The organism is Pseudoalteromonas sp. MEBiC 03485, from assembly GCF_004195145.1.
Taxonomy (GTDB): domain Bacteria; phylum Pseudomonadota; class Gammaproteobacteria; order Enterobacterales; family Alteromonadaceae; genus Pseudoalteromonas; species Pseudoalteromonas apostichopi.
On the sequence record NZ_SGBT01000002.1, the window covers coordinates 431,488 to 447,793 of the forward strand.

General features: G+C 38.3%; 15 protein-coding genes. 10 read left to right on the plus strand and 5 right to left on the minus strand.

The window, feature by feature from the left end; genetic code table 11:
• Window positions 1-4: 4 nt before the first annotated feature.
• Window positions 5-304, minus strand: a complete 300-nt coding sequence (locus EVU92_RS18775; protein WP_130052684.1) for an isoamylase early set domain-containing protein — start codon at window positions 302-304, stop codon at window positions 5-7.
• A gap of 1,168 nt (window positions 305-1,472) precedes the next feature.
• Between EVU92_RS18775 and EVU92_RS18780 the strand changes: the two genes are divergently transcribed.
• Both EVU92_RS18780 and EVU92_RS18785 read left to right on the plus strand, forming a co-directional pair.
• Window positions 1,473-3,395 carry an EAL domain-containing protein gene (locus tag EVU92_RS18780; RefSeq protein ID WP_130052685.1) on the plus strand — a complete coding sequence of 641 codons (1,923 nt, stop codon included), beginning with the start codon at window positions 1,473-1,475 and terminating at the stop codon, window positions 3,393-3,395.
• Between the two features lie 42 nt (window positions 3,396-3,437).
• Window positions 3,438-4,361 (plus strand): hypothetical protein, encoded by a 924-nt coding sequence (locus tag EVU92_RS18785; protein WP_130053026.1) that lies wholly within the window; start codon window positions 3,438-3,440, stop codon window positions 4,359-4,361.
• Window positions 4,362-4,371: 10 nt separating this feature from the next.
• Here EVU92_RS18785 and EVU92_RS18790 read toward each other — a convergent pair whose 3' ends face one another.
• Both EVU92_RS18790 and EVU92_RS18795 read right to left on the minus strand, forming a co-directional pair.
• Window positions 4,372-5,520, minus strand: a complete 1,149-nt coding sequence (locus EVU92_RS18790) for a cellulose-binding family II protein (RefSeq protein ID WP_130052686.1) — start codon at window positions 5,518-5,520, stop codon at window positions 4,372-4,374.
• 67 nt (window positions 5,521-5,587) lie between these two features.
• Entirely contained in the window at window positions 5,588-6,016 is a 429-nt protein-coding gene (locus EVU92_RS18795) for an Lrp/AsnC family transcriptional regulator (RefSeq protein ID WP_130052687.1), read from the minus strand.
• A 204-nt stretch (window positions 6,017-6,220) separates the two neighbouring features.
• Between EVU92_RS18795 and EVU92_RS18800 the strand changes: the two genes are divergently transcribed.
• From EVU92_RS18800 to EVU92_RS18825, 6 genes are all read left to right on the plus strand, one after another.
• Window positions 6,221-7,426, plus strand: coding sequence for an aspartate aminotransferase family protein (locus EVU92_RS18800; RefSeq protein ID WP_130052688.1), 1,206 nt, complete (start codon window positions 6,221-6,223; stop codon window positions 7,424-7,426).
• A gap of 46 nt (window positions 7,427-7,472) precedes the next feature.
• Window positions 7,473-8,507, plus strand: a complete 1,035-nt coding sequence (astA, locus tag EVU92_RS18805; protein WP_130052689.1) for an arginine N-succinyltransferase — start codon at window positions 7,473-7,475, stop codon at window positions 8,505-8,507.
• Window positions 8,508-8,525: 18 nt separating this feature from the next.
• On the plus strand, window positions 8,526-9,998 hold the full coding sequence (gene astD, locus EVU92_RS18810; protein WP_130052690.1) for a succinylglutamate-semialdehyde dehydrogenase: 1,473 nt from the start codon (window positions 8,526-8,528) through the stop codon (window positions 9,996-9,998).
• Between the two features lie 40 nt (window positions 9,999-10,038).
• The gene (locus tag EVU92_RS18815; RefSeq protein WP_130052691.1) at window positions 10,039-10,842 is read left to right on the plus strand and encodes a DUF1338 domain-containing protein; all 804 of its coding nucleotides are present in this window, start codon (window positions 10,039-10,041) and stop codon (window positions 10,840-10,842) included.
• A gap of 28 nt (window positions 10,843-10,870) precedes the next feature.
• On the plus strand, window positions 10,871-11,761 hold the full coding sequence (locus EVU92_RS18820; protein WP_130052692.1) for a hypothetical protein: 891 nt from the start codon (window positions 10,871-10,873) through the stop codon (window positions 11,759-11,761).
• Window positions 11,762-12,008: 247 nt separating this feature from the next.
• A complete protein-coding gene (locus tag EVU92_RS18825; protein WP_130052693.1) occupies window positions 12,009-13,226 on the plus strand; it encodes a type III PLP-dependent enzyme in 1,218 nt (405 codons plus the stop codon).
• Between the two features lie 91 nt (window positions 13,227-13,317).
• Here the strand turns inward: EVU92_RS18825 and EVU92_RS18830 are convergent, their stop codons facing one another.
• The gene (locus EVU92_RS18830; protein WP_130052694.1) at window positions 13,318-14,598 is read right to left on the minus strand and encodes a flavohemoglobin expression-modulating QEGLA motif protein; all 1,281 of its coding nucleotides are present in this window, start codon (window positions 14,596-14,598) and stop codon (window positions 13,318-13,320) included.
• Window positions 14,599-14,677: 79 nt separating this feature from the next.
• Window positions 14,678-15,544 carry a redoxin family protein gene (locus EVU92_RS18835; RefSeq protein ID WP_130052695.1) on the minus strand — a complete coding sequence of 289 codons (867 nt, stop codon included), beginning with the start codon at window positions 15,542-15,544 and terminating at the stop codon, window positions 14,678-14,680.
• A gap of 189 nt (window positions 15,545-15,733) precedes the next feature.
• Here EVU92_RS18835 and EVU92_RS18840 point away from each other — a divergent pair, with 189 nt between their 5' ends.
• Together EVU92_RS18840 and EVU92_RS18845 are read left to right on the plus strand one after the other, a co-directional pair.
• The gene (locus EVU92_RS18840) at window positions 15,734-15,994 is read left to right on the plus strand and encodes a DUF3081 domain-containing protein (RefSeq protein ID WP_130052696.1); all 261 of its coding nucleotides are present in this window, start codon (window positions 15,734-15,736) and stop codon (window positions 15,992-15,994) included.
• A 7-nt stretch (window positions 15,995-16,001) separates the two neighbouring features.
• Complete coding sequence (locus tag EVU92_RS18845; protein WP_130052697.1) at window positions 16,002-16,301, plus strand: hypothetical protein; 300 nt, start codon at window positions 16,002-16,004, stop codon at window positions 16,299-16,301.
• The last annotated feature ends 5 nt before the right edge of the window (window positions 16,302-16,306 follow it).

The following is a 16,306-nucleotide window of genomic DNA, read 5'->3' on the forward strand; positions in this document are numbered from 1 at the left end:
ACACCTAAGCGCGCTGGGTTTTAACAATGCTGTTATCAGTACCAAAACCGTTAGGAATATAACCATCAGCTTGGTGATCATTGTCCCATGTTTCGCCGTTAATTAAGTAGCGGAAATGAAATTCTTGATCTAAAGGTAAACGCTGTTTGTATTTGAAAACTTGTTCTTTTTTATTGAACTTCATTGGCACTGGTTGCCAATCTGTAAATTCTGCGACTAATTGCACATCATCAGCGTCAGGGTGTTGGAATTCAAAGGTAACTTCGGTTTCGTCTTTAGTTTTAAAAAAACGTTTACTTAACATAGTGGGCTCCAATTCAACCAATTGGTAAATTAATCCTTGCCACAGTCCCGCACTAATAAATCATTGAGCGGAAACTGTGCGTTGCAGGTTTTGCTATCTTGCTTACAAAAACATCAAGTTCGTGTTAGTAAATCAAACCTATATTTACGCATTATGACAGTGCAACTGTTTATTTTTTGCACCAAAATAGTGCGTAAAACATACAAAATTACAACAATCATATTGCTATATTATTACGAGCAATAACTGAACCAAGTTGATGGTAAAATATACTTTATTTTCAGCGTCATTTTTATCAGCTCTCTACATAACTTATAAAAAGTAGATAACAATTTAGGTTGGGTAAAGTGAATAAAATTGAAGTGATTAATTAGAGTAAAAGCACCAAAAGAGACACTACTTCACTCATCAAAAAACATTAGCTAATTATTTCCAAAAATGAAAACTTGTTTACGCCACACTGTTTTTATAAATAAACCAACAAAATAAGTAAAAATAAAGTTTAAGTTCTTAACTACTTACTATGCTACTACCACATAAATTATTAAAAAATAAAATTATAAAACAACCGTTAACTTCAACATTGTCCAATTAACGTTTTTAAAAATTATCTCAGTAAAAGTGTAAAAACAATAAGTATAAAAGCGTAAATTAAAAGCTGAAAGCCATTCATCAAATTATAGTACGCATTGCTAAACCTGCAATGTAATAGCAATTTATTCTGACACGGAAATCTATATTTACAGAGTCACCTCTATCAAAATTAATAACACCACCTGAAACTCTATAGATAATAAATAAAACTAAAAACCTATGGATAAAATAATTAAATATATAAACTTTAAAATTTAAAAACAAAACAACCATCACGATATTGGGTACAAATGTAAAAATTTAAAACCTTTTAGTAACCAGATTTAAAAACTAATAACAAAAATTGTTTTAGCAACACAAACAAAATAGTATAAAAGTTATAGGAAAATCACCCTAATGCAACCTTAAAGTTGTATACACATAACACTAAACGCTATGAATTTTCACATTAAGCACTCATCCAAACCCCAAAGTATGAGAAAGACTTTGTCTATCTTAATCACAAACAATATACTCAATTCATTAACTGGTGAGGTTTTATAGTAAAACAAAAACACCAAAACGGTAGTAATTTATGGCTAATACTCTTCGAATTTTATCTATATGTATTATAACTCTAATAGCTTTTATATACGGCTTTAATATCTTTTTGACTAAACAAGTCAATGATTTAGTTTATGCTCCTAAAGGCATAGACATACATACCTTCGAACAAGGGCAAGTAAATGTTGTTGCTGCCCCTTGGTATAATCTTGTTTTAAGTGGACAGAACTTAATTTACAACAACGACATCGCTTATATTGTAATTAATGTCACAGCGGATTCTGTAATTACAACGAGTGCTTCAGACCTTGTACTTGCTACGCTTTTAGCACCTATTAACATAATCATCTTGCTGTTATTAGCGTTAGCTGTAAGTTGGCTAGTAAGTTTAAGATTCAAAAATAAAATAGAAAATCAAAGACTTGATTTTCTTAACAATCAATTTATAGAATTGCTCAGTGGCCTAAATATTGCCATCAATTCTCATCATACAAAACGTACTCAACTTGAACAGTTACAAAATAACTTTCAATCTCTAAGTACATATATCACTAATTACACCCGCGAAACTGAAGTCAGTATTTATCAAGATAAATTGACCCACCTTATTGATCGACATGCTTATATAGAGCATCTTGCCAAACAGCTAAGAATTGCGGAAGTTAATAAGTTTAGCTGCGCATTATTATTTATTGATTTAGATGGATTTAAACAGGTTAATGACTCTTTTGGTCATAGCTTTGGAGATGATGTTTTAATTCAAGTTGCATCTCGTTTAAGTAGTGTTTTACGCCATCATAAAATAAGTAACATTTCACCAATTAGTCAATTAGAACAAAACCTAGCTCGACTTGGAGGTGATGAATTTTCTATCTTCATTAACTTGAAAGATAATAAAGGAAAGGCATTAGAAGTTGCACAGAATGTGTTGCATGAAATTGAACGCGACTTTGTCTTAGGTAATAAGCTGATAAAAATTAGTGCCAGTATTGGCATTGCTGTTTATCCCGATAGTGCAGCTACTCCACAAGCATTATTACAAATGGCAGATGTGGCTATGTACCGGGCTAAAACTGACGGCCGCGGAATATTTAAGGTGTATTCACCTGAAATGGGCAAAAAAATTCGCCGCTACCACTACTTGTTAGAAGAGATGCGTCTTGCGATTTCCAGTAATAGTTTTCATCTATCTTTCCAACCCATAGTCCACGTAGATGACTGTGCTATTGACTACTTTGAAGCGCTCGTTAGGTGGGAGCACCCAGTTGAAGGTTTCATTACACCAGATGAGTTTATCCCTATTGCTGAAGAGTCAAACCTGATATTGGAACTCGGCGATTGGATCATGCTTGAATCATGTCGGCAAATGTCAGCTTGGTACAATGCCGGTATGAATAAAGTTTCTATTTCGGTTAATTTATCCGGCGTCCAATTAAAGCATTACGACATTTATGAGTGGGTAATGGAAAAGCTTGCTAAAACTGGGCTACCAGCAAAAGCGCTAATGCTAGAAATTACCGAATCAACTTTAATCAAAGCAAGCAATAAGATTATAGAATCATTAGAAAAGCTTCGAGGGGAAGGGATCACTATTGCAATTGATGATTTTGGTACAGGGTTTAGCTCTTTAAGTACCCTTGCAGACTTACCTATAGATGTGATCAAGCTCGATAAGTTGTTTGTGTCACAAGCTAACGATAACCTTAAGTATAATGAAATCATGCATTCGGTTAGCGAGCTTGGCCGCAAACTCGGTTTGAAAATCGTTGCCGAAGGGGTTGAAGAACTCGCTCAATTTGAGTTAGTTAAATCGATGGGCATTAACTGTGTTCAAGGCTACTTAGTTAGTCATCCTGAGTCATCAGTTAATGTTGGCCATAAAGTCTTGCAGGATAACATTAACTTTGTGTCTGTCACTGGGACAGGGGTTTGGAATATACAGCAGCCGCTTTAGTAAGTTATAATGAACACATTATTCAAAGCCACTCCCTTGTTAATGTTAAAAAAAAGCTTACTTACGGTATTAACCTTGTCAGTCACCGTCATCGGATTGTTGATTGCTTCATCCATTTACACCCTGTACAGCAAAAAACGTTTAACTGTAGATCCGAAACTGAGAGAAATTTCAGGGATTGAATTTGATAAATTTAACCGGCTTTGGGCGATTAATGACAGTGGCGATCAGCCAAAACTCTACCGCCTTAATGAAGATGGTTCAATTGCAAAAGAAATTTTGGTAACCAATGCTAAAAATATTGATTGGGAAGATATGACGCAAAATAAATTTGGTCACTTCTTTTTAGGAGATTTTGGCAATAATAAAAACGACAGAAAATGGCTAACCATTTATAAAATAGAAAATCCTATCGACATCAAAAGCGACACCACAGAAGCAGAGATAATCAAATTTACTTACCCAGAGATGGATGGCAGCCCTATTCAACCTGATCAACGTAACTTTGATTTAGAAGCCTTTGTAGCGCTTGGCCGACACCTATACCTATTTACTAAAAATCGTACTGAACCATTCGATGGTATTACGAAAGTTTATAAAGTTGGTGATCATGCTGCTAATTTTGATGCTGAATTGATTGATTCGTTTCAAACTTGCACCACAATGGAAAAGCTATGTTGGATCACATCTGCGGCCCTCAGCCCAGACCGGAGCAAATTGGTTCTTCTTGATTCCACCAGCATTTGGTTATTTGAAAACTTTCAAGGCGATAAGTTTTTCTCAGCCGATGTATCACGTATTGATTTAGGTATCGTAACTCAAAAAGAAGCTATCACCTTTTATGATGACAACACCATTGTCTTTACTGACGAAGAATTTAAAGGCATAGGTGGGAATGCTTATGTCATAAAACTCGATGAAGTCGAAAAAAAAGTCATCCGCAAAGCGCCCAGATCCAATCAATAGAGAAGAAGCATTATTTAGAGAGTGCTTTTTCAACATCAACGCCTAAAATCAGTACGCCTATCTGATGTTTTTTTTCATCGAATATAGGCACGCTGAACTGTACTTGAAAATGTTTAGTCGACTCATCAAACTCCAAGGTATCAATGTAGTAGTCATCATCTTGCTGATACATATTTAAAAACTTAGCTTCATCACCCTGCCAATAGTCGGTTGTGACTGCACTAATAATGACATTTTTACCTTGTTTATCTGTGACAATTATTTCAGTAATGATGCCTTGCATCTGCCTTTGCCACACTTGTAAGAATTGTGAACCTTCAAGCTTTAGGTAGCTTTCGGCCATAATCGGTTTATTATCAATAACCTGCTGTTCCCACAGATTATCAAACTGCTCTAACTCTTCACTCGAAATTAGTTGCCTGTTACTTTTTTTTACGGCTTGTTGCACCAGCTCTGCATTAGCTAATACTTTTATTTGTTCAAAAAGCGCTCTCACTAAGGATTGTTTTTCGATTTTTGACAATACAAAGGGGCTTTGTGAACAGCTACTTATGTGGCTGTTAAAAGCATTTAAAAATTCAGGAAACTCCTCAAGCGTTTTATTTGCAGCAAATAAGCCCAAAGGCACATAACGGTAGAATGTTTGCTTATATTCATCTGGCTTTATTTGTAACTGCACAGCGTTGAATTCAAACTCTTCTAAATCAAGCAGTATTCTGTCTACCCGCTGCTTTTTGAATACTTTGATAAGCTCTTGGGTAGTGTTGACTTCGACTTCTATTTTCCGATTAGTTAATTGATACCAATCAGCCTGATGGCTGCCTCTTACGACTCCATAACGAAGATCGTGTTCGGCTATCGAAGCCGAATCAGCATGGGTAAACCAGTACCAGTTTTCTAGAAACATAGGGGCTGAGAGCTCACCATATTGCTGCATTTTTGACAACAGGTTCGCAGTAAAATAACCATCAAGTCGATTTAACTGCACTTCTCTTTTTGCTCTTAACCAAGGTAACTTCTGTAACTTAAATGGCACATTGATTTGCTTAAAAATACATTCAACATGAGTTATTGCATTGTGAGGTGCATTAAGGGGCAGATTAGTGCCTAACTGAAAAGGCTGAGCCACAGTGAGTGAGAGCAATAATGAAGCAAGCATCAATACAAGCCTAAATAACTAAATAGAGTTATTATAGACAATAGAAGCAATTTTACCTGAAAAAGGGTTAACGCTTAAACTTTGTCTCTAAAATTACCGATGATGTGGTTCGCTCCACGCCATCCAAGTTACCAATGTCATCTAAAAGGTGGCTAAGTTTTTCTAGGTTTTGCGCTTGCACAACGGCAATCAAATCAAATTCACCACTAATTGCATAGAGCTGTGAAATAGCATCAATCTGCTTTAACTCAAGGTTAGTTTTGGTAGTGAGTTTTTGCTTAACTTTAATCGAAACATGCGCCGATACCATTTGGCTCAAATAGGCATCACCATAGTCTACACTATAGCCTTTGATTACACCTGTTTCTTCTAATTTTAACATTCGACTTTGCACTGTTGATCGCGATAAGTTAAGCGCTCTAGCAAGGTCTGAAATACTCGCACGAGCATTGGTTCTTAAAATAGCTAATAGTTTTTCATCTTGTGCAGTTATCAATTTGGCTACTCCGTTCGTTAATTTGCTTTTTATTTTAGTCATTTTTCACAAAATAGCACTGCAAATTTAAGTCTCTAACCCAGATAATAAGAAAAATAGATAAGAAAAATAATCTCATCGTGCTTAATTAGGCAGGAACGGCTTAACTGACCTATTTTTTGCAATTTAACTTTTTTCATACTAAGCCAGATTTAGGTGCAATAAATGCAAGTAACAAGAGAACTTTTTAACGACGTAATGGTACCAAACTACAACCCATCAGAGGTTATTCCTGTTCGCGGTGAAGGCTCACGTGTTTGGGATCAAAACGGTAAAGAATTTATCGATTTTGCAGGTGGTATTGCTGTTAATTGTTTAGGCCATTGTCACCCGGCTCTTGTCAATGCGCTTAAAGAGCAAGGCGAAAAAATTTGGCACTTATCAAACGTTATGACGAATGAGCCGGCATTGCGTTTAGCTAAAAAGCTAACAGACGCAACATTTGCAGATAAAGTATATTTTGCAAACTCAGGTGCCGAAGCCAATGAAGCAGCATTAAAGCTAGCACGTCGTTGGGCATTAGATGTCCATGGTGAGCAAAAGAATCAAATCATCGCCTTCAACAAAGGTTTCCACGGTCGTACATTCTTCACTGTTACTGTCGGTGGCCAAGCGGCTTACTCTGATGGTTTCGGGCCTAAGCCAGCTGCAGTCGATCACTGTGACTATAATGACTTAGCTGCTTTTGAAGCGCTTATCAGTGACAACACTTGTGCCGTTATGATGGAACCTTTACAAGGTGAAGGCGGTATTATTTCGCCAACTAACGAGTTCGTTAAAGGCGTTCGTGCGTTATGTGATAAGCACAATGCATTACTTATTTTTGATGAAGTACAAACTGGTGTCGGCCGCACAGGCGATTTATATGCATATCAAGGTTTAGATGTAACGCCAGATATTCTTACGACTGCGAAAGCATTAGGTGGTGGTTTCCCAATTGGTGCAATGATCACAACGGCTAGCATTGCAGAGCATTTAAAAGTGGGTACCCATGGTTCTACTTACGGTGGTAACCCACTTGCTTGTGCAGTAGCAGAAGCTGCTTTTGATACTGTAAATACAGCAGAAGTACTAGCAGGTGTTAAAGAGCGTGAACAACTTTTACGTGACGGTTTTGCTGCAATCAACGAAAAATACGACGTGTTTAGTGAAGTACGTGGTAAAGGTCTATTATTAGGTGGGGTTCTTAACAGCAAATTTGAAGGCCGTGCACGTGACTTCCTAGTAGCAAGCACAAAACATGGTTTAATGAGTCTTGTTGCTGGTACAAATGTTGTTCGCTTTACACCGTCTTTAGTGATTCCATTAGAGGATATCAAAGAAGGTTTAGCTCGCTTTGAAAAAGCGGTTGCAGACGTTGTAAACGGTTAATCCTAGTTGGCGCATGCTTTAAGCATGCGCCATTGGAGTGCACTTAATGCAAGTATTACGTCCTATAACAGCAAATGATTTTGCTGCGTTAAAACAAATTGCTGTTGAATCTGGTCATGGTTTTACCTCTTTACCGGTTGACGACAATTTACTACAAGAAAAAATCGAACGCGCTGAACGCAGTTTTGCAAAAGACATTAATAAACCACAAGACGAAACCTACTTATTTGTTTTAGAAGACAGTGAAACGGGTGAAGTTATAGGTACAACGGCTATTGAAGCTGCTGTGGGTATGTCAGTTCCTTTGTATCATTACCATCTAGGTAAAACTGTTCACCATTCACGCACTCTCAACGTATATAACACCGTTGATATTCTAAGTATGTGTAACGACTATACAGGTTGCTCTGAAATTTGTACTTTGTTCTTACGTGAGCAAAACCGCAAAGGTTTAACGGGTCGCTTTTTATCACGTTCGCGCTTCTTATTTATGGCGCAGCACAGTGAACGTTTTGCTGACACAATCATCGCAGAAATGCGTGGTGTTAGTGATGAAGACGGTCACTCACCGTTCTGGCAATGGTTACAAGAGCACTTTTTTAGCATTGAGTTCCCACAGGCAGACCATTTAGTTGGTTTAGGCGATAAAGTATTTATCAGCGAATTAATGCCTAAGTACCCTATCTATGCCAACTTACTGAGCAAAAAAGCACAAGCTGTGATTGGGAAGGTCCATGAAAAAACAAAGCCAGCGCTTAAACTTCTAGAAAAAGAAGGGTTTGAGCACCGAGGTTATGTAGACCTATTCGATGCAGGGCCAACTGTTGAAGCAAAACTTGGCAATATTCGCAGTGTTCGTGAGTCACAAGTTTGCCCTATCACCATTGGTGAGCTTGCCCATATCAATGAGAAAAGCTCAGATACATTAGCTATCTGCAACCAAGGCGTGAATGACTTTAGAGCAACATTCACCAAACATGCTCATTATAACCACGCTAAGCATACGTTAATCGTCAGCCAAGAAGTGGCAGATGCACTTAAATTGAAACAAGGGGATGCAGCACGGTTCTTCCGTTTGTAACCACTTAAGGAGTTTAAAATGAGTGTAACAACTCAACTTATCGATAACCAATGGCAAGCAGGCCTTGGTCATGATTTTAGTTCAATCAACCCAAGTAATGGCGAGGTTGTTTGGCAAGGTAAAACAGCCACGGCTGAACAGGTAGCCGATGCTATCAAAGCTGCCCGTAATGCTCAGCTTGACTGGGCTGATATGACCCTTGAACAGCGCATTGTAATTCTTGAAAATTTTGCTGCTGAACTAAAAGAGCACAGTGAAGAGTTCGCAACCATCATTGCCCGTGAAACAGGCAAGCCATTATGGGAAACACGTACCGAAGTAGGTGCAATGACGGGTAAAATTGCCATTTCAATCAGGGCCTATAACGAACGTACGGGCACTACAGAAAACCCAATGCCGGGCGCTAAAGCATTTATACGCCATAAGCCTCATGGTGTTGTTGCAGTATTTGGCCCATACAACTTCCCTGGTCATTTACCGAATGGTCATATTGTGCCTGCTATTTTAGCAGGTAATACAGTTGTATTTAAGCCATCAGAACTAACGCCTCATGTTGCTGAGTTCACTTTAAAGCTTTGGCTAAAAGCAGGTTTGCCTGCTGGTGTGATTAACCTAGTACAAGGTGAAGTAGACACAGGTATTGCGCTTGCATCTCATCAAGATATCGATGGTTTATTCTTTACTGGTAGCTCTAATACAGGCCATCTATTACATAAGCAATTTGCAGGTCACCCAGGTAAAATCTTAGCGCTGGAAATGGGTGGTAATAACCCACTAGTCGTAAAAGATGTCGCTGATGTAAGCGCGGCTGTTCACGATATTATTCAGTCTGGTTTCATTACTTCTGGCCAACGTTGTACCTGTTCTCGTCGTTTATTCATTGAGAACTCAGCAAATGGCGATGCAATTTTAGAAAAATTAATTGCTGCAACAAAACAAATTAAAGTAGCCGACAGCTTCAGCGAAGATCAACCATTTATGGGTGCAATGATCAGCGAAAAAGCCGCATTAGGTATGGTTGCAGCTCAGCAACAGTTACTTGATATGGGAGCGACTTCTCTTGTTGAGCTTAAGCATTTAGAACCGGGTACAGGTTTTGTAAGCCCTGGTATTATTGATGTAACAGCTGTTGAAGATATGCCTGATGAAGAGCACTTTGGTCCTTTGATCAAGGTTTACCGCTACACAGATTTCGATAGCGCGATTAATGAAGCGAATAACACCTCATTTGGTTTATCTGCTGGTTTATTAAGTGATGATAGTAATGACTACCAACATTTCTTAAAACGTATTCGTGCCGGTATCGTTAACTGGAACCGACCAATTACAGGCGCATCAAGCGCTGCACCGTTTGGTGGTATTGGTGCCAGTGGTAACCACAGAGCGAGCGCTTATTATGCTGCTGATTACTGTGCGTACCCTGTTGCTTCTGTTGAAGCCGAAAAAGTTAACTTACCACAGACCCTTGCGCCGGGCTTAATTATTGAATAATTGATTGGCGGCTTCGCCGCCTTAATTGAAGGAATTAAACATGCACACAGATGTAAACGCCCTATTTGAAAACCTATGGGAAAACTATTTATCAGTTACGCCTTCGGCAGTAAAAGTACATGAGCTATTAGGCTCTACTCAAAAAGATGACGTGATTAACGATCACATCGCTCTACGCACTTTTAATCATGAAAAAATCGGTTTAGAAAAGCTAGCTGCGCACTTTTTAGCAGTTGGTTATAAAGAATGCGGCGAGTACCATTTTGAGGCAAAGAAATTGTACGCTAAGCACTTTGAACATTCTGATCCAAAACAACCTAAAGTATTTATCTCTGAACTACTTGTTGAGCAATGTTCAGAAGAATTACAAGCTATCGTAAATGATATGGTTTCACAGATTGACGAAAGCGATGTAACAGCGGATAATTTCCTCTATTCAGGTACGCATTGGCAAGTAAGTTCAGAAACTTACAAAAAGCTATTAGAAGAGAGTGAGTATGCAGCGTGGATGTCGGCGTGGGGCTACCGTGCTAATCACTTTACAGTAAGCATCAATGAGCTTGCTAAATTTGATGACATCGAAAGCGTAAACCAGGCACTTAAAGATGCAGGTTTTGCATTAAATACATCTGGTGGTGAAATTAAAGGTTCACCAGAAGTTTTACTTGAGCAATCTTCAACACTTGCTGATGACAGTGAAGTTGAATTTAGTGATGGCGTTGTAGCTGTACCTAGCTGTTTCTATGAATTCGCTCTGCGTTATGCAAAACCAGATGGCGAGCTATACACCGGCTTTGTTGCTGCATCAGCTGATAAAATATTTGAGAGCACCAATGCTCGATAATTAAGTTTTTAATTAATACCCGAGCCATATGAAGACACCAAGGTTTAACAGTCAGACAAATCAATTCCTTCAACAAATGGCTTGGGCATTTATTCTTGTTTCATTTTTTGCCATAACATTTTTTAGTACTGATACTAAAGCAAGTGAGAAGCGCAAACTAACCATCCTATCCCACTCCTATTTTGCTAATGAGTTTGATAAAAGAAACATCAACGAGCATTTTCTTAAAGTTATCAAACCTGCTTTAGGCGATGAATTTCATCTAAGTGTACAATTTACGAATCATGCTCGATTAATTAAGCGTCTTTCAAGCAAAGAGCCTAGCTGTACTTTCAATGCAATAAAGTCAGCTGAACGAGCTGAGCACATGCTGTTTTCAAAAGTACCCACTTTTATGCACATGCAAAGACAGCTTTTCGGGTTAAAATCAAATATAGACAATCTTCCTTCCCCTGTTTCTGTTACCTCTCTTTTAAAAGAGAAGTATATTTTCGGAATTATTGGTTCCTCGAGCTATCAACAATTAGATTCATCTTTTGAAAAATATCGCTCAAAAATTGCTAATATCTATGGTGAAAATCCATTTCTGCAATTAAGTAAGCTACTTTTAAATCAACGTATTGACTTTATCGTCGCATATCCTGAGTCTCTATATGCTCACTTAAACGAAGATCAATTAAAGCTGGTAAGTTCTCGTCCAATTAGTGAGTATCCTGAGTTTACTAATGGCTATTTCACATGTAGTAAAACGGCTGAGGGCATACATGCTATTAGATTAATGAATACATACATGATGACGCCACCTATGGCGGAATATCTGTACGCCATTCATAAAGCCAATAACCTGTCAGCTGATCTCGAAGCAATGCTTAATGTTTATAAAAGAAGATACAAAATATCCTTCAAAAACAACAGTTAATTGATTTATTTTCGCTTCATGAATTTCCTAAAAAAAAAGCTTGCACAATAAAAAAAGCAGATATATTATCTCGCCGCTTCTTGATGATAGCCAATCCGAGTACATTACAAACACTGTTTGTAGCAAGGCGATAGAGCAACTATCCAAGAGTGAATTTGATTGCACATAACAATAAGTGCGTTTAATGACACTCAACTGACTCGGACTCCCATTTTCCCGAGCTGTTGCTTAATTGCCGGAGAGTAAAATGGCTATTTCTACACTAACACAAGATTTAACAACCAAAGTACCTGCAGCTGCGGTTGCTGCTAATGAGTCAATTGCACAACCATCAATCCAACTTCTTGAACAATTAGTTACACAACATGGCGCACCTCTAATGGTGCTTGATTGTGAATCTGTTCGTCATCAATACCGTGCATTAAGCCGTGCTTTACCAGGTGTTGTTTTACACTTTGCACTAAAGCCACTTCCTCTGGCGGCGGTTGTTCGCACTCTTTTAGAAGAAGGTGCAAGCTTTGATTTAGCAACGAGCGGTGAAGTTGACTTAGTAGCAAGTCAAGGCGTGCCAAGTGATCGCACTATTCACACACACCCTATAAAGCGTGATCGTGATATTCGTGATGCACTTGAATACGGTTGTAACGTATTTGTGGTTGATAACATCAATGAATTAGAAAAGTTCATTGCTTACAAAGATCAAGTTGAATTACTTGTGCGCTTAAGCTTTCGTAATGCAGAGTCATTCGCTGACTTATCGAAAAAGTTTGGTTGCAGCCCAGCAATGGCCATCGAAATCATTACTTACGCGCAACAATTAGGTATTCGCATAAAAGGTTTGTCGTTCCATGTTGGTTCACAAACAGCGAGCCCAGCTAAATACGTAACAGCAATAGCTGCATGCAACCAAGTAATGAATGAAGTAGCTGACTTAGGATTACCAGCGCTTAGTACGCTTGATATTGGTGGTGGTTTCCCAGTGCCATACAGCAAAGACGTGCTGCCAATTGATGAATTTTGTGCGCCAATTAATGATGCGTTAGCACTGTTACCAGAGACAGTTCGCGTGATTGCAGAACCGGGTCGTTTTATTGTTGCAAGTGCTGTAACTAGTGTTGCATCGGTAATGGGCCAAGCAGTTCGTGAAGGTAAGCCGTGGTACTACTTAGATGATGGTATTTATGGCTCATTCAGTGGTTTATTATTTGATGAAGCATCATACCCAATAGAGTCGTTAAAACAATCAAACGAGCGCGTAGAATCAGTATTAGCAGGCCCTACTTGCGACAGTATCGACGTAGTGAGTGAGTCAATCATGCTACCAAAATTAGACAATGGTGATTTAATTATCAGTCGTATGATGGGTGCTTACACATTAGCAACCGCGACAGATTTTAACTTCTTCAAGCGTGCAAACGTTATCATTCTCAATGATGTAGTACAGGTTGACGCACTTACTGGTTAATCGTTTCCTCGACTAAAAGCATGTAAGGCAACATGCTTTAAAACTGAAAATGCAGCTGCTCATTCCAGCTGCATTTTTTTTGTGTATTTGTTTAAAGAAAGAGTGGTTTGTAATCGTTTTCTAACTGTTCAAACGACAAGTTGCCAATAAAACGACCAAAGCTCAACCAAGTTGCTAAGCCTCGTAAGTCTTTAAAGTGTGGTGGAATAAATTTAGGATCTTCAATGACACCTAAATCATGTAACTGTGATATCAATCTAAAATCATCAATTGAGATTTTACCGACCAATAATAAGTGCAATTGATCAATGCGACCTAATTGTATTGCCACACGAATAAGGTTATACACTAAAACGAAACCTTTGATATAGGCGATATCTTTGGTAAAAGGTAATCCCGTTGCTGTACTTCCTCTAAACACGCGTTGAGTGAGTGTATAGCTGTCGTCTTTACTTAAACCTTGAGCTATATAGTCGCGATAGATATCAACAAACTCAGCACCATCAATGACTTTCGTAATACCTTGAATACGATTAACTAATTTTGCTAAACGTCGAGGCGTCGATTTTAAGGTAATAATTTCGGTCAACACAGCAAGCCCTTCTTGGGTGACCGTAGAGCTAGGTGTGCCTTTACTCAAACAGGTTAAATAAGGCTGTGATAAGCCATTTTGGGTCGTACCTACATGGATCCAGCCTTCATGCACTTCTAGAATATCAAGCTCACGCTGGGAAAACTTAACATCTTGATTAAGTTTTATATTATTTGCACCAGCTGCAGCATCACTGACAATACCGTCACTAAGAATGACCTCAACATCGATACCTGGCATCGTTTGAGACACTTGTGATGCGAGAATTTTAACTGCATCTTCGGCATCTATATTTTTTGGATCATCAGGCAATATATCGGCATCAAGCATACTCTTTAGCGGCTGCTCAAGCATGGTTGCAAGCTCAGAAAGTGAAGGCTCTCCAGCATGAAATAAATCTTTAGGATGACCAAACAACTCAACAGATAGATCATGAAACTCCGGGGTACCACGATACTCAATCATACTGAGTACGGTTTTATATTCAGTACACATCTTGCTCATGTATTGGGCGATTGGATTTAACTGCCCTAATTGGCTGATGATATCGCGATTTAAATCAGAAAAACCTCGGCGCAATTCGCTTGGTACAAAACCAAGGTCACGCTGTTGGTAATAGGCTTGATCAATCGTAGGGTTTTTCTGGCATTTGTGCTTAAAAAACTCTTCTTTGATTTGTTTATCCCAATTGATTGCATCAAGGATACGAATGGGTGTTTGCAATGCAATTAATCGGTCTGATAATTCGCGTGTTTTTGCTAATAATGCCTTATCAATCATGCTCTAGGCTCACTAAAAAATGAGCCTAGAGCATAGGCTAAATTTACATAATTACAAAGCAAAATTAATCAGTTTTTAGCTAAAATTTAGCCTGCTTAGAAACTAATTTTCCATCGCTGTATATAAGCAGATTTGGTACCGAATTAATGTCATTTTTGATAAATAAATCATTACCATAATCGATTGAAACGGGCATGGTTGCAGAGAATTTATCAACATATTCTCGCACTGCAGTTTGATCGGTCCACAACTGACTTACTTTAACCTCGACATCAATCCCTTGCTCCGCCAACTTATTAACATGTTGCTGTGCTAATACGCACTGCTTTGCCATAGCAGGGCGAGTGTCGGCCAAGTACCAATCACACCACGTTGCGGTGAAAAGCACTACTTTTTTGCCTTTATTCGGAATAACCAAAGGCGTTGCTTCACTTTGCTTTTCACCAAGTAGCCGCGCTTTTTCAACTTTGCCATTGTGTGATAACAAACGTAACGTGTTATCAAGCGCTTTATCAGCTTCGTGACCTTGAAAAATCACTTTTTCATCGCTATCAATTAGCACATGAAAAGGGGTACCCATAAATTCATAGTGTTTAGCAACCTGAGCTGTGAGATCAGTAAATAATGGCATGCTAAGTGAAAAACGTTCTTTAACCTTAGCAACAGAGTGTGCATCATCATTGAGGTCGATATTTATCGCCACAAATTGAATTTTATCGCCATATTGTTCGTAAGCATGCTGAAAATGCGGCATCTGCTCCATACATGGCTTACACCAAGTTGCCCAAAACTTTAAATAAACTGGTTTTTTGCCTAAGAAACTTTCAAATTTGACGATTTGCCCTGCTTCATTTTCTAAAATAAGCGTGTCTGTATTCGCTGATATTCTTTGGCTTACAAGCATCAAGCCTGTCAGCAATATCATGAGGAAAAACTTATATTTCATAGTACGTTCCTTAAATAAAACCAAGCGTAAGCGTAATGTAAGCCAAAATATTGTAAATTTTCGACATCTGCTGGCTAAATGCAGATTTAATGATTTATCGCAAAGTAGAGGTTAGAAACACTCAAAACATTAAAAATAGCACTAAACTTTTTATAGATATGAAACGTATTGCACAAAAAAGGAGTCATCATGAAAAATGAGCTAGACGGTAAATTAATTCTTTCTGTATATGAGAAAATCATTCAACACGGTGAAGATCATGAAGATGGGAAGCTATACGAAGGTATTTGTGCTTTTTCCGATATCGATGGTTATACCGTATATCTTAAAGGCAGTGGTGTGTTACTTCGCTTTGGTTTTCACAATACCTACCACCTTGACTACCAACATGAAAAAAACAAAGAAGACTTTTTAAAGAAAGTGCTATATATCGCAGAGCAGGAACCATAAATAGATAATGAAACGACGGGTAAAAACTGAGTCAAAGCAACAGCAAGCGTTTATCAACCAAGTTATTAATGAACTTAAAAATAACCCTGATAAGTTAGATATCATCCGCGATAATCTTAGCTACTATCGAGAACAACAGTTCCTCAAACGTGGTTTTCTGCTTGCTATTGAGCGATTTGACTGGGTGTTTGAAGCAAGTAACGATGTAGACCAAATCTGTGCGCAAATTCTAGCCGATGATTACATTGGTAAACGTTTGCGCCGCTATCCCTTGCTATACAAGGGCGTATTGGAACGTACCTATTAGCTTTG

Bases quoted from the DNA above. Each gene is read 5' to 3' on its own strand.
- EVU92_RS18785 (WP_130053026.1), top strand. From the start codon at position 3,438: ATGTTAAAAAAAAGCTTACTTACGGTATTAACCTTGTCAGTCACCGTC.
- EVU92_RS18830 (WP_130052694.1), bottom strand. From the start codon at position 14,598: ATGATTGATAAGGCATTATTAGCAAAAACACGCGAATTATCAGACCGA.
- EVU92_RS18815 (WP_130052691.1), top strand. From the start codon at position 10,039: ATGCACACAGATGTAAACGCCCTATTTGAAAACCTATGGGAAAACTAT.
- EVU92_RS18845 (WP_130052697.1), top strand. From the start codon at position 16,002: ATGAAACGACGGGTAAAAACTGAGTCAAAGCAACAGCAAGCGTTTATC.
- EVU92_RS18800 (WP_130052688.1), top strand. From the start codon at position 6,221: ATGCAAGTAACAAGAGAACTTTTTAACGACGTAATGGTACCAAACTAC.
- EVU92_RS18825 (WP_130052693.1), top strand. From the start codon at position 12,009: ATGGCTATTTCTACACTAACACAAGATTTAACAACCAAAGTACCTGCA.
- EVU92_RS18840 (WP_130052696.1), top strand. From the start codon at position 15,734: ATGAAAAATGAGCTAGACGGTAAATTAATTCTTTCTGTATATGAGAAA.
- EVU92_RS18820 (WP_130052692.1), top strand. From the start codon at position 10,871: ATGAAGACACCAAGGTTTAACAGTCAGACAAATCAATTCCTTCAACAA.
- astA (WP_130052689.1), top strand. From the start codon at position 7,473: ATGCAAGTATTACGTCCTATAACAGCAAATGATTTTGCTGCGTTAAAA.
- EVU92_RS18835 (WP_130052695.1), bottom strand. From the start codon at position 15,544: ATGAAATATAAGTTTTTCCTCATGATATTGCTGACAGGCTTGATGCTT.
- astD (WP_130052690.1), top strand. From the start codon at position 8,526: ATGAGTGTAACAACTCAACTTATCGATAACCAATGGCAAGCAGGCCTT.
- EVU92_RS18775 (WP_130052684.1), bottom strand. From the start codon at position 304: ATGTTAAGTAAACGTTTTTTTAAAACTAAAGACGAAACCGAAGTTACC.
- EVU92_RS18790 (WP_130052686.1), bottom strand. From the start codon at position 5,520: ATGCTTGCTTCATTATTGCTCTCACTCACTGTGGCTCAGCCTTTTCAG.
- EVU92_RS18780 (WP_130052685.1), top strand. From the start codon at position 1,473: ATGGCTAATACTCTTCGAATTTTATCTATATGTATTATAACTCTAATA.